Source organism: Halobacterium sp. DL1 (genome assembly GCA_000230955.3).
Classification (GTDB): Archaea; Halobacteriota; Halobacteria; order Halobacteriales; family Halobacteriaceae; genus Halobacterium.
In genome coordinates, this window is record CP007060.1 from 1,766,037 (window position 1) to 1,778,750 (window position 12,714).

Annotated in this window: 13 protein-coding genes; 9 read left to right on the forward strand and 4 right to left on the reverse strand. The window is 70.1% G+C overall.

The annotated features are described in order from the left end of the window. The first annotated feature begins 1 nt into the window (after nucleotide 1). A complete protein-coding gene (locus HALDL1_10900; protein AHG04051.1) occupies nucleotides 2-1,741 on the forward strand; it encodes a 2-succinyl-5-enolpyruvyl-6-hydroxy-3-cyclohexene-1-carboxylate synthase in 1,740 nt (579 codons plus the stop codon). Here the strand turns inward: HALDL1_10900 and HALDL1_10905 are convergent, their stop codons facing one another. Continuing rightward, on the reverse strand, nucleotides 1,742-2,374 hold the full coding sequence (locus HALDL1_10905; GenBank protein AHG05297.1) for a hypothetical protein: 633 nt from the start codon (nucleotides 2,372-2,374) through the stop codon (nucleotides 1,742-1,744). It lies immediately after the preceding gene. A gap of 102 nt (nucleotides 2,375-2,476) precedes the next feature. Here HALDL1_10905 and HALDL1_10910 point away from each other — a divergent pair, with 102 nt between their 5' ends. Next, a complete protein-coding gene (locus HALDL1_10910) occupies nucleotides 2,477-3,391 on the forward strand; it encodes a crotonase (protein ID AHG04052.1) in 915 nt (304 codons plus the stop codon). Between the two features lie 24 nt (nucleotides 3,392-3,415). On the opposite strand, the gene HALDL1_10915 is transcribed toward HALDL1_10910, so the two are convergent. The 3 genes from HALDL1_10915 to HALDL1_10925 form a co-directional block, all read right to left on the reverse strand. Further along, nucleotides 3,416-3,967 (reverse strand): metal-dependent hydrolase, encoded by a 552-nt coding sequence (locus tag HALDL1_10915; protein AHG04053.1) that lies wholly within the window; start codon nucleotides 3,965-3,967, stop codon nucleotides 3,416-3,418. A gap of 145 nt (nucleotides 3,968-4,112) precedes the next feature. After that, the gene (locus HALDL1_10920) at nucleotides 4,113-4,823 is read right to left on the reverse strand and encodes a hypothetical protein (protein ID AHG05298.1); all 711 of its coding nucleotides are present in this window, start codon (nucleotides 4,821-4,823) and stop codon (nucleotides 4,113-4,115) included. Nucleotides 4,824-5,218: 395 nt separating this feature from the next. Continuing rightward, nucleotides 5,219-6,412 (reverse strand): histidine kinase, encoded by a 1,194-nt coding sequence (locus tag HALDL1_10925; protein AHG04054.1) that lies wholly within the window; start codon nucleotides 6,410-6,412, stop codon nucleotides 5,219-5,221. Between the two features lie 159 nt (nucleotides 6,413-6,571). Here HALDL1_10925 and HALDL1_10930 point away from each other — a divergent pair, with 159 nt between their 5' ends. The 7 genes from HALDL1_10930 (at nucleotide 6,572) to HALDL1_10960 (ending at nucleotide 12,709) form a co-directional block, all read left to right on the forward strand. Beyond that, nucleotides 6,572-7,507 (forward strand): 1,4-dihydroxy-2-naphthoate prenyltransferase, encoded by a 936-nt coding sequence (locus HALDL1_10930; protein AHG04055.1) that lies wholly within the window; start codon nucleotides 6,572-6,574, stop codon nucleotides 7,505-7,507. Further along, nucleotides 7,504-8,499: a chloromuconate cycloisomerase gene (locus tag HALDL1_10935; GenBank protein AHG04056.1), complete on the forward strand. Its 996-nt coding sequence runs from the start codon at nucleotides 7,504-7,506 to the stop codon at nucleotides 8,497-8,499. The genes HALDL1_10930 and HALDL1_10935 overlap by 4 nt, the downstream gene beginning before the upstream one ends. Continuing rightward, complete coding sequence (locus HALDL1_10940; protein AHG04057.1) at nucleotides 8,492-9,946, forward strand: O-succinylbenzoate-CoA ligase; 1,455 nt, start codon at nucleotides 8,492-8,494, stop codon at nucleotides 9,944-9,946. Before HALDL1_10935 ends, HALDL1_10940 begins: the two co-directional genes overlap by 8 nt. Nucleotides 9,947-9,971: 25 nt before the next feature. Beyond that, nucleotides 9,972-10,661 (forward strand): hypothetical protein, encoded by a 690-nt coding sequence (locus HALDL1_10945; protein ID AHG04058.1) that lies wholly within the window; start codon nucleotides 9,972-9,974, stop codon nucleotides 10,659-10,661. Nucleotides 10,662-10,686: 25 nt separating this feature from the next. Beyond that, nucleotides 10,687-11,043 (forward strand): transcription factor, encoded by a 357-nt coding sequence (locus tag HALDL1_10950; protein ID AHG04059.1) that lies wholly within the window; start codon nucleotides 10,687-10,689, stop codon nucleotides 11,041-11,043. Nucleotides 11,044-11,118: 75 nt separating this feature from the next. Next, nucleotides 11,119-11,421 (forward strand): divalent cation transporter, encoded by a 303-nt coding sequence (locus tag HALDL1_10955; GenBank protein ID AHG04060.1) that lies wholly within the window; start codon nucleotides 11,119-11,121, stop codon nucleotides 11,419-11,421. A 70-nt stretch (nucleotides 11,422-11,491) separates the two neighbouring features. Beyond that, nucleotides 11,492-12,709, forward strand: coding sequence for a glycerol-3-phosphate dehydrogenase (locus HALDL1_10960; protein AHG04061.1), 1,218 nt, complete (start codon nucleotides 11,492-11,494; stop codon nucleotides 12,707-12,709). The last annotated feature ends 5 nt before the right edge of the window (nucleotides 12,710-12,714 follow it).

The window sequence follows — 12,714 nt, forward strand, 5'->3', positions numbered from 1 at the left end:
GATGAGCGACCCGAACCGGAACGCGCTCTGGGCGCGCGCACTCGTCGAGGAACTCGCCCGCAGCGGCGTCGACGCCGCCTGCGTCTGCCCGGGCAGCCGGTCGACCCCGCTCACTGTCGCGCTGACCGAACACGAGGACGTGCGCGTGTTCTCCCACCTCGACGAGCGCTCGGCGGCGTTCTTCGCCCTCGGCCGCGCAAAGCGCACCGGTCGACCCACGCCCGTCGTCTCCACGTCTGGAACTGCGACCGCGAACTTCCACCCGGCGGTGATGGAAGCCAACCAGGCCCGCGTTCCGCTGCTCGTTCTCACCGCCGACCGCCCGCCGGAACTCCGCGACTCCGGCGCGAACCAGACCGTCGACCAGGTGAAACTGTACGGCGACGCCGTCCGGTACTACCGCGACCTGCCGGAACCCGAGGCCGACGACCGGAAACTCCGCTCGCTCAGGACCGCCGTCTGCCGCGCCGTCGGCGCGACGACGGGCGCGAACCCCGGCCCCGTCCACCTCAACGTTCCGTTCCGCAAGCCCCTCGAACCCGTCGAGGTTCCCGGCGACGTTCCCGAGGAGTTCGCCGCGGACTACCCACTCGCCGCCGAGGGACGGGACGGCCCGTTCGTCGCCGTCGATCACGGCCGCGCGCTCCCCGGCGACGCGATGCTCGCGGACCTGGCGGCCGCAGCAGAAAGCGCAGAGCGCGGACTGGTTGTCGCCGGTCCGGACGACAGCGGTCTCGCGCCCGAGGCGGCCGCGGCGCTCACCGACGCCACCGGCTTCCCGATTCTCGCGGACCCGCTCTCCGGCCTGCGGTTCGGCGACCACGTCCCCGACGCGCCGGTCGTCGGCGGCTACGACGGCTTCCTCGCGGCCGGGGTTCCAGAGCCTGACTTCGTCCTCCGGTTCGGAGCGTCGCCCACGTCGAAGCCACTCCGCAACTACCTCCGTGACAGCGGCGCGCGAGAGGTGCTCGTCGACCCCGCAGGCGGGTGGCGCGAGGCGACGTTCACCGCGAGCGACCTCGTCGTCGCGGACCCGACCGAAACCGCTCGCGCGCTGGGCGAGCGCGTGCACGCCGACCGAGACGGGTGGACCGAACGCGTGATGGCGGCCGAATCCCGCTACTGGGAGGCAGTCGACGAGTTCGACGCGGACGGACTCATGGAGGGCGACGTGGTCGCGGCCGCTGCCGACGACGCCCCCGACCCCGCCACCGTCTTCGTCTCGAACAGCATGCCGGTCCGTGACCTCGACCGCTTCGCTCGCCCGCGGGCGGCGGACCTGACCGTGCTCGGCAACCGCGGCGCGTCGGGCATCGACGGCGTCACCTCGTCGGCGCTCGGCGCGGGGAGCGCGACCGACGACCCGCTCGTGTTGATTACGGGCGACCTCGCGTACTACCACGACTCGAACGGCCTGCTCGCGCTCGAACGCTGCGGCGTGGACGCGACGGTCGTCCTGCTCAACAACGACGGCGGCGGCATCTTCCACATGCTCCCCATCGAGGCGTTCGACCCGCCGTTCACCGGCCAGTTCAAGACGCCACACGGCCTCGACTTCGCGCCCACGGGCGACACCTACGACCTCGAGTTCTACCGCGTGGAGACGCTCTCGGCGTTCCGCGACGCCTACGGGCAGTCCCTCGACTCGCCGGGGACGCAGGTGATCGAGGTGCGGACGGACGCCGAACGGAGTCACCGCGAGCGCGAGCGCCTCGAAGAACGAGTGGCCGACCTGCTCTGACTAGTCGCCCTGGACGTAGGCGCCGTGTAGCGCGGCGCCGACTGTTCCGAACGCGACCGCGTATCCCGTGCAGTAGAGCGCCACCGTCGTCGGGTCCGGCCCGACCGTCATCGACGCGAAGCCGAGGCTGCGCGAGTACGACACGGCGGAGACGACGGCGACGGCGGTGCCACCGTAGCCGAGCGCGATTCGGACACCGGTGAGGGGACTGCTGACGGGTCGTTCGTCGGCGGTGCGTGCGGCGAGCAGGAAGCCTGCGAGTAGCAGGACGCCGGGCGGGACGAGCACGAGCAGGGAGTCCCAGACGGCCGTCTCCTGGACGTCGACCGTTCGGTGCACCGTGTTGCCCAGCAGCGACCCGCGGAACTCCAGGGGGACGTAGTGGCTGCCGTAGAAGAACCAGCCGACGAGCTGCACGGGGTCCGGCTGGAGCCACTCCGCGACGCTCCGAAAGAGCTCCCCGCCGTCGGCGCCGAGGCGCGCTGCGACGTCCTCGACGACGCCAGCGGACTCCCGGACCTCGTCGTACTGGACGGCGAGTGTGGCGACGAAGCCCACCCAGAACGCGAGAACGCCGGCGAGCGCGCCCGCGGCGGTCGCCCGCCACTCCCGCCACAGCGCACCGAACTCCATACTCGTCGGTCCCCGGGCCAGTCCATAAGCGTGCGGGTCGATGCGCGGTCCTCGCGCGGCTGCTGTACAAACGCTTTTGCCCGCCGCCCGCGGACGCCCGGTATGGTTTCCGAGCTCTTCGACCCCGACCGCTGGGAGGCGGTCGACGACGTCGACTTCGAGGACGTGACGTACCACCGCGGCACGGACGTGGACGCCGTGCGCATCGCGTTCGACCGCCCCGAGGTGCGCAACGCCTTCCGCCCTGGCACCGTCGACGAACTCGCGGAGGCCCTCGACCACGCCAAGCGCCAGGCCGACGTGGGCTGCGTGCTCCTGACGGGCAACGGCCCGAGCCCAGAGGACGACGGCTGGGCGTTCTGCTCGGGCGGCGACCAGTCTGTCCGGGGTGACTCCGGCTACGAGTACCGCGACGACGACGAGGCCGGCGCCGCGGAGGACGATTCGGTGCGCGAGGCGAAGGCGGGCCGCCTCCACATCCTCGAAGTCCAGCGCGCAATCCGCTTCATGCCCAAGCCCGTGGTCGCCGTCGTCCCCGGGTGGGCAGTCGGCGGCGGCCACTCGCTCCACGTTGTCTGTGACATGACCCTCGCCAGCGAGGAGCACGCGAAGTTCCTCCAGACGGACCCGGACGTCGCCTCCTTCGACGCCGGCTTCGGCTCCGCGTACCTCGCCAAGCAGGTCGGCCAGAAGAAGGCTCGCGAGATATTCTTCCGCGGGAAGACTTACTCCGCCGAGGAGGCCGCCGACATGGGGATGGTCAACGAAGTCATTCCCCACGACGACCTCGAGGACGTGGCCCTGGAGTGGGCCGACGAGATGGCGAGCAAGTCGCCCACGGCCATGCGGATGCTGAAGTACGCGTTCAATATGGCCGACGACGGCCTCGTCGACCAGCAGGTGTTCGCGGGCGAGGCGACCCGACTCGGCTACATGACCGACGAGGCCAGGGAGGGCCGCGAGGCGTTCATGGAGGGCCGGGAGCCCGACTTCTCGAAGTACCCCTGGCACTACTGAGCAGCGTGGGAGCGCCGACGTCCATCAGCTCTGGACGGCCGAGGGGTTGGTCGAGTGGGTCTTCGAGTAGTAGAGCGCGACGTTGAGGACGACGCCCGCGACGAGGAGCCCCCAGTTGAACCACGGGTTGTTGTACCAGACGATGTCGATGCCGAGGGACTGCTGGTAGAGCGGCCAGAACGGCTCGGTGGCCTCGGCGATGTCGGGGGCCGACAGCATGTCCGCGAAGATGTGGGCGAGGCCGGCGACCCACACCATCACGAACCCGAACGAGTAGGCGTCCCACGCCGTGTCGGGGGAGAACCACTCCGAGTCGCCGAGCGTTCGCCGGAGAACCAGGCCGACCAGGGGGCCGATGACGGCCGCCAAGAGCGTCACCGCCAGAATGGTGTGCATGATGCCGTGGTGTTTGACGGTCTCGAAGACGCGCCGTAGGTAGAGGTCGGTGTCCGGGAGCATTCCGAACCAGACGCCAACACCGACGAACGTCGCGGCTGTTTTCGGCGTGTCGAGAATGAACCACGCCGGAGCGAGCCAGATGAGCGCCATCCCGAGGTGACCAGCGACGTCGACCATACACATCGTTTTCGCCGCACGTCCGTATGCGTGATGGCACCCGTCGGCCAATACCGCAGGCCGATTCAGGACGAGTGTCGCGGACCCCCGTCGAAAAATCGAAACAGATTCAGTCGGCGGGTCGCTCCTCGCCCTTCGGTCCGACTCAGAGGTACTGGTCCTCGATGGGGACGCTGTCCTCGTTCACGCGGTTGAACTCGACGGCGACCAGGTTCCCGGCAGGATTGAACAGCTCCCACTCTTCCTGGACAGTGTAGATGGCCCCGTCCTCGACCGTCGCGTCCTCCTGTGGGAAGAAGAGGAACTCGTCGTCCGCCCCGAGGTACTGGGCGTGGTGGGTGTTGTAGTCGGTGAACAGCCCGCTCTGTGCGACGTCGTCGGGAACCCACCCCTGTTGACCGGAGACGACCCGGAAGATCGAGCCGGGCGAGAAGTTCCGCGGCCGCAGCGCGCCCTCGCCACCCTCGTCGAGCACCTCGACCTGGTTGTTGTCCACGAGGTCGAAGGTGAACTCCTGGTCGTCGACGGTCTGGAACTGGACCTGGACGATTCCCTCGGCACCGCCGCCGTCGACGAACTGGAGGTTCTCGCTCAGCTGGTACAGCTCGCCCTCCTCGACCTGCACGTCCGGCGGGAGGAACAGCAGGACCTCCTCGTTGGTGTTGAAGTACTCGACGACACGGACGGAGACCCCCTCCAGTGCCTGTGCGGCGTCGCCCTCGACGGCGTCGAGGCTCGGCGGTTCTTCCAGCTCCGGCGACTGGACGCGGAAGACGGCGCCGGGACGGGCCTCGTCGTTGAACATCCAGGCGCTCGTCCCGCTCTGGTTGCCGCCGCCGTCGCCCTCCTGGGCCACCGCACTCCCCGAGAGTCCGACCAGGGAAGCGAGCGTCGCTGCACCGCCTGCTTTGAGGATCGATCGTCGCGAACTCTCTACGCCACGCTCTGAGTGAGATGTCTTGACCATGAGTCGTAGTACCTGCGCGAATCCGTTGGGTTCTGAGACAGAAAAGCCGGCGAGATAGTTAATCAAGTAACGTCGGCTTTGTCCCGTCGGTGTCCACTGTACCAGCCCTTAGCGCTCGTTCCGGCCGGATTCGCCGACCCGAGAACCCTCTAGGCCACCCTTTTTCGACCGCCGCCGAGGCGTATCGGTCACTTATTCGTCGTCTCCCATAAGACACCGCACGGGCAACCTGACGGCGCACGGGTCGTCGTGTGCCGTGCGGGTACTTCCCGCCGGCCCGCCGTTCAGTCGACGGACGTGCCGAACGAGGAGGTGGGGTCGGCTGGCGATTGCCCCGGCTCACTGGACGCCGTCGCTCGCGGGAGTGTTACCCTGAACGTGCTGCCCGCTGCCCCCGTCTCCACCAGTTCGATTGAGCCCCCATACTGCTCGACGAGTTTGGCCGCGAGGTGCGTCCCGAACCCGTGGTCGGCCGTCCGCTGTGACGGGCGGTCGAACAGCGTCTCGACCTCCTCCTCGGGGATGCCACGACCGTTGTCTGTGATATCGACGGTCACGCGGTCGTCGGCCGCGTCCACACTCACGGACACCCTCGGCGGGCTGCTGTCGTTGTGCTCGACGGCGTTCGCCAGCAGGTTCCCGAACACGCGGAGCAGCAACGGGTCCGCCCAGACGTGAACTGATTCGGGCATCGACGTCTCGACCACCACGGTCTCGTCGAGGTCCTGGAGTTTCGCGACCTCCTCGACGAGCGTCTCCGTGAGGTCGACGGGTTCAGCCGTCGCCTCCCCGTCGGTCGCGAGCAGCAGGACACGGACGTCCTCGATGACTCTCGTTATCTCCTCGCTGCGGCGGTGTATCGTGTCGCTGTGCTCGTACACGGGCGTCTCCTGGTCGTGGTCGTCCTTCAGAAGCGACGCGTACCCCGAGATGACGTTGGAGGCGTTCAACACCTCGTGGCGCAGGAGGCTGTTGAGGTAGTCCAGCAGGTCACGCTGGGCCTCGAGGTGTTCGGCGTGGACCTCGGTGCGTTCGGCGTCCGTCGCTGCCTGGATGGCCCGGGCCTCGACGACGCCGATGAGGACGCCGACGCCCGCACCAACTGCGACGGCCCAGCGGAGCCAAGCGAACCCCATGAGCGCGGAGTCGACGGGGAGCACGGTCATGAGAGCCAGGTTCAGGACGGCAGACACGACGGCGCCGACGACCGTCCAACGCCAGATGCGCCCGAACCGCTGGGGGTCGAGGTCGCTGCCCGCCAGCCAGTATCCGGCGTACGCGATACCCACCAGGAACGGCACCATCGTCGCCACCCCGACGAGGAACGCGCTGTCGAAGGCGAGGAAAACCGCAGATTCCTCCGGGGAGCCGAGGAGCCGGACGACGGCGTCGGCGACGATGAGGAGACCGAGGACGACGCTCGTCCCGAGTATCCGCGCCGGCGCCCGGCTATCGGCCCGGGCCGAGGGGATGGACATTCGTGCCACCAACGACCGGTCGTCTGTATAAACGCTGGGTTCGTACCACAATCTGACATAGAGGGGTGCTAACACGTATCTCTGGCGCCGGAGGTGACGACTCGGAAGGCCGACGACCGACCGCCACCGCTTTTGTACCGCTGTCCGTAGAGCCGAGCAATGAGCGACACGGCTGACGTGACGCGCCGGCAGGCGTGGCTGATGGCGGCCCGCCCGCACACGTTGCCGGCGGCCGCCGCACCCGTCGTCGTCGGGACAGGGCTCGCGGTCCACGCGGGCCTGTTCGCGGCGCTCCCGGCGCTCGCCGCCCTCGTCGGCGCGGCGCTGATACAGGTCGGCACGAACTTCGCGAACGACTACTACGACGCCGTCCAGGGCGCGGACACCGACGAGCGCGAGGGGTTCACGCGGGTCACCGCGGGCGGCCTCATCGAACCCGAGCGCGTGAAGTTCGCGATGTACGCGACGTTCGCGCTCGCCATCCTCGACGGCACCTACCTCGTCTACGTCGGTGGCCTCCCGATTGTCGTCGTGGGCCTCGCTAGCGTCGCGTCCGGCATCGCGTACACCGGCGGCCCGTACCCGCTTGGCTACCACGGCCTCGGCGACCTGTTCGTCTTCGTCTTCTTCGGCGTGGTCGCCGTCACCGGCACCTTCTACGTGCAGGCCGTCACCCACCTCGCCGACCCGCTGACGACGACGATTCCGCCGGGGACTGTGACGACGGCGGCGCTGGTCGCCAGCCTCCCCGTGGCGGCCCTCTCGACGGACATCCTCGTCGTGAACAACGTCCGCGACCGCGAGGAGGACGCGACGACGGGCAAGCGCACGCTCGCGGTCCGGTTCGGCTACACCGCCTCTCGCGTCCAGTTCGTCGCGCTGCTCGCGCTCGCCTACGTCGTGCCTCTCTGGTTCTACGTCGAGGGGTACAGCGCGGCCGTCTTCTTCCCGCTGCTCTCGCTCCCGCTCGCCGTCTCGGTGACCCGCACGCTGCTCTCGCGGACCGACGGCGAGGCGCTCAACCCCGCGCTCTCTCGCACCGGCCAATTACTCGCGGTGTACTCGGCGCTGTTCGCCGCCGGGTTCGCAGTATGATTCGAGCCTTCACCCTCCCCCTGGCGCGACCGCTCCCGACGGCGAGAGGTACCATCGAGAACCGCTCGGGGTTCCTGTTCGCTCGAGACGGCGGCGTCGGCGAGGCCACCCCGCTCCCCGGGTGGACGGAGTCCCAGGACGACTGCGGGAGCGCGCTCCGTGACGCCGACGCCGCCGACGACTGGGCGGGCGCGCTCGACGCCTGCGAGGGCGCCCCCGCCGCCCGCCACGCCGTCTCACTGGCGAAACTCGACGCCGAGGCCCGGGAAGCGGGCGTCCCGCTCGCCGCGTACCTCGCGGACGACCCGGCCGACACGGTGACGGTGAACGCGACGGTCGGCGACGCGAGCGCGGCGGACACGGCCGACGCCGTCCGGAACGCTGCGGACGCGGGCTTCGAGACGGTGAAGGTGAAGGTCGGCGCGCGTTCGCTCGACGAGGACGTCGAACGGCTGCGCGCCGCACACGACGAGACGGACGCCACGCTGCGCGCCGACGCGAACGGCGCGTGGTCCCGGGAGCGCGCCCGCGAGGCGTTCGACCGGCTGCGGGACTTCCACGTGTCGTACGTCGAGCAACCGCTCTCGGCCGACGACCTGGAGGGGCACCGCGGCCTGGGTGAGGAAGACGGCGTCGGCGTCGCGCTCGACGAGGCGCTGGTCACCCACGAGTTCGGAGCCATCCTCGACGCGGCGGACTACGTCGTGCTGAAGCCGATGGCGCTCGGCGGCGTCGACCGCGCCCGCCAGGCCGCCCTCGAAGCTCGCGAGGCGGGCGTCGAACCCGTCGTGACCACGACAATCGACGCCGTCGTCGCGCGGACCGCAGCGCTCCACCTCGCCGCGAGCGTCCCCGACCTCCCGGCCTGTGGGCTCGCCACCGCCGACCGCCTCGCTGAAGACCTCGCCCCGGACCCCGCGCCAGTCGAGGACGGTCGGATGGCGGTCCCGGACGCACCGGGACACGGCGTCGAGGGGGCCTTCGATGCGTGACGCGGTCGCGCTGCAGACGGCGAGCAACCCCGACGCCACGGCGCTGATCGACGCGGAGAACGGTGAGGCGTGGACGTACGACGAACTCGACGACGCGGTCGAGGTGACTGCGGGCCGACTCGCGGCGCTCGGCGTCGAATCCAGCGACCGCGTCGGCGTGCTGATGGAGACCCGGCCCGCGTTCGCCCGACTGGCGTTCGCCTGCGCCCGCCTCGGCGCCACCCTCGTCCCGCTGAACGCGCGCCTCGCCGTCCCGGAACTCCAGGAGCAGGTGCGGGCTGTCGAACCGGTCTCCGTCGTCTGCGAGGCGGAAACTGCTGACGACGCCCGGGAACTCGACGCGCCCGTCGCGAGCGTCGACGCAGGGAACTTGCCGGAACTCGCGGGCAGGAACACAGCGGAGTTCGAGGCCGCCAACCTCGCGTGGAGCGACACCCGCGCGCTCCTGTTCACCTCCGGAACGACGGGGTCGCCGAAGGCAGTTCGCCTCACCTACGGGAACGTCGCCGCGAGCGCCGTCGCGTCGGCGTTCCGCCTCGGCGTGCTCCCCGACGACCGCTGGCTCTGCCCGCTGTCGATGTACCACACAGGCGGCCTCTCGGTCGTCCTCCGGTCGGCGCTCTACGGTACGACCGCTGTCCTGACCCGCGGGTTCGACGCCGCGGACACGCTGGCCGCCCTCGACGACTACGACTGCACCGGCGTCTCGCTCGTCCCGACGATGCTCCGCCGGCTACTCGATTCGGGCGAGGTGTCCGACTCGCTGCGGTTCGCGCTCGTCGGCGGTGCGCCCACGCCCCCCGAACTCGTGGAGCGCGCGCTCGACGCCGGCGTGCCGGTCTGTCCCACGTACGGGATGACCGAGACCGCCTCCCAGGTCGCGACGCTCCGTCCTGAGCAGGCGCGAGAGCGGCCGGAGAGCGTCGGCCGCCCGCTGCTCGGCACCGAGGTGACCGTCGTCGGCGACGACGGCAACCCCGTGTCCCAGGGCGAGGTCGGCGAACTCGTCGTGTCGGGCCCGACGGTCACCCCAGGATACGTAGGCGGGAGAGGAGAGTCGTTCTGCGAGTTCGGCCTGCGGACGGGCGACCGCGGGCGCGTCGACACGGACGGCTTCCTCCACGTCGGCGGGCGGCGGGCCGACCAGATAGTCACTGGTGGCGAAAACGTCCACCCGGAAGAAGTCGGCAACGTGCTGAAGTCCCACCCCGGCGTCGAGGTAGCCGCGGTCGTCGGCGTCCCGGACGACGAGTGGGGCGAGCGGGTGGGCGCACTCGTCGTCCCGGCGGGCGACGTGACCGTCGAGGCCCTGGAAGCGTTCTGCGAGGACCGTCTCGCGGGCTACAAGCGCCCCCGCGTGGTGGCGTTCGCCGAGGAACTCCCACGGACAGCCTCGGGGACGGTCGACCGCGAGGCCGTTCGGCGCGCGCTCGCCGACGAGAACTAAGTGCGGGCGGCCCCTACGGTGGCCCGTGTGTACGCTGGCTCTCGCGTGGTGCGAGTTCGACGACGCGCCACTGGTGGTCGCCGCGAACCGTGACGAGGCAGTCGGCCGGCCGTCCTCGCCGCCCGCCGTCCGCGGGGACCAGCCCCGCGTTCTGATGCCCCGCGACGAGGAGGCCGGCGGAACGTGGATCGGCGTGAACGAACACCGCGTCTTCGTCGGCGTCACGAACCGTCCTGCCGACGTCGAGGGCGAGCGCTCGCGTGGCCTGCTCGTGACCGACGCGCTCGGCGCCGAGAGCGCGATGGACGCCCTCCAGCGCGTCGAGCGCGAGCTCGCCGAGCGCGACTACTCGGGGTTCAACCTCCTGCTCGCGGACGGCGAGGACTGCGTGCTGCTGGAGTGGGACGGCGTGCTCCGCACCCACGACCTCGACCCCGGCACGCACGCGGTGGTGAACGCGGGATACGACGACGCCACCGAGAAGTCCCGCTGGGTGCGGGACGCGCTGTCTGGCCACGACTCGCGGGCCGCGTGGCACGACGCCGCCCGGACGACAATGCGCGACCACGACGCCGGCGTCTGCCTCCACCACGACGGCTACGGCACGCGCTCGTCGTCCCTGCTCGCAATCTCGGCCGATGGGAGCGTCGACTACGAGTTCGCCGAGGGCCCGCCTTGTGAGAACGACTACCGGCGTGTGAACGACCACATTTAAACGGGTCGCGGTACGTATCACGCATATGAGCGCCGAAGCCACCGAGGCGGAACTCTCGGAGGACGAGCAGCACGGACTCGAACTCGTCCGGGAGACGCTCGGTATCCACCAGAGCGAGTTCTGGAAGGAACTCGACGTCTCCTCGCGGAAGGGGAGTCGCATCGCCTCCAAACTGGAGGAGAAGGGCCTCGTCGAGCGCGAGGAGAGCGTCCACGAGGGGAACACCACCTACCTCATCACGCCCGTCATCGACGAGCGCAACCTCGACTTCTCGCTGTTGATGGCCGGCGAGATGCTGTCGCCGTTCGTCGGCGAGGAGGAGGTCGACCCGCAGGGCGACGCCTTCTCGCAGTGGATCATGAGCCTCGCGTACGAGGACTGAGCCAGCGAGTCCCGCAGGGACGACCAACCGCCGACGGCCGACGCCGTTTTGCCGTCCGCTTCCCACCTCCCAGCCATGCCGACAGCCTACGTCACCGCACCCCAAGACGCGGCCGACGACCTGGCCGAGCGACTCGTCACTGAAGAACTCGCCGCGTGTGTGAACGTCGTCGACTGCCGCTCGGTGTACCGCTGGGAGGGCGACGTGGTCACTGACGACGAGGCCATCCTGCTCGCGAAGACCACCGACGACGCGTACGACGACCTCGCCGCGTCCGTCGAACGCGTCCACACCTACGACGTCCCCTGCGTCGAGCGCTTCGACGAGGACGACGTGGCGCCCGAGTTCGGCGCGTGGATTCGGGACTCGGTCGCGTGAACGGTCGCCGCCACCCGACCGGCGCGAGCGCTCTCGGTACGTCCAAGTGCCAGCACGCAGAACTCCGGACGTGACTCACGAGACTGACGTCCTCGTCGTGGGCGGGGGAGCGACCGGCGTCGGGGTCGCCCGCGACCTCGCGATGCGCGGCGTGGAGGTGACCCTCGTCGAGCGCGGCAGCCTGGGGAGCGGTACCTCCGGGCGCTCGCACGGCCTGCTCCACAGCGGCGCGCGCTACGCCGACACCGACCCAGAGGGCGCCGCGGAGTGCATCGCGGAGAGCCGAATCCTCCGCGACATCGCGGGCGCTTGCGTCGACGCCACGGGTGGGTTCTTCGTCCAACTCCCCGGCGACGACCCCGACTACTTCGAGCGGAAGGTCGCTGCTTGCCGCGACGTCGGCATCCCCGTCGACGTGCGCGACGGCGAGGCGGCCCGCGCGGACGAACCAGGACTCTCGGCGGACACCGAGCGAGTGGCAGAAGTCCCGGACGGTGTCGTCTACCCCTCGAGATTGGTCGCAGCGACCGCCGCGGACGCCCGCGGCCACGGCGCGAGCGTCCACACGCACACCCCGGTCCGCAGTCTCCTCGTCGAAGACGGGCGCGTGGTCGGTGCAGACGTGCGAGGCGTCGGCAGAATCGACGCCGACCACGTCGTCAACGCGACGGGCGCGTGGGCCGACTCGCTGGCCGCCACGGCCGGCGTCGAACTCGACCTCCACCCGACGAAGGGCGCGATGGTCGTCGTAGAGTACGCGGACCTCGACACGGTGTTGAACCGCTGTCGGCCCGCCGCCGACGGCGACATCGTCGTGCCCCACGCCGACCGCGTCGTCCTCGGCACGACCAGCGTCGAAGTCGCGGACCCCGACGACGTCCCCGAGGACGAGGCGGAGGTCGAGCGCGTCCTCGCGGAGTGTCGCGCGCTCCTGCCGGAACTGGACGACCACGAGGTCGAACGCGCGTACTGGGGCGTCCGCCCGCTGTACAGCCCGCGGTCCTACGGCGAGGACGCTCGCGCCATCTCTCGGGGCTTCTACCTGCTCAACCACGCCGACCGGGACGGCGTTCCAGGCTTGACCACCATCGTCGGCGGGAAACTCACGACCTACCGGCTGATGGCCGAGGCCACCGCCGACCACGTCGCTGACCGTCTCGGAGTGGCCGAGCCGTGCCGGACCGCAGCCGAACCGCTGGTCGGCCACGACGACCCGGCGGAACTGGACGCACTCGTCGACGAGTTCGACGCGGCGAACCCCGCCGACGCCGACGTCCGTGACGACTGAGTCTG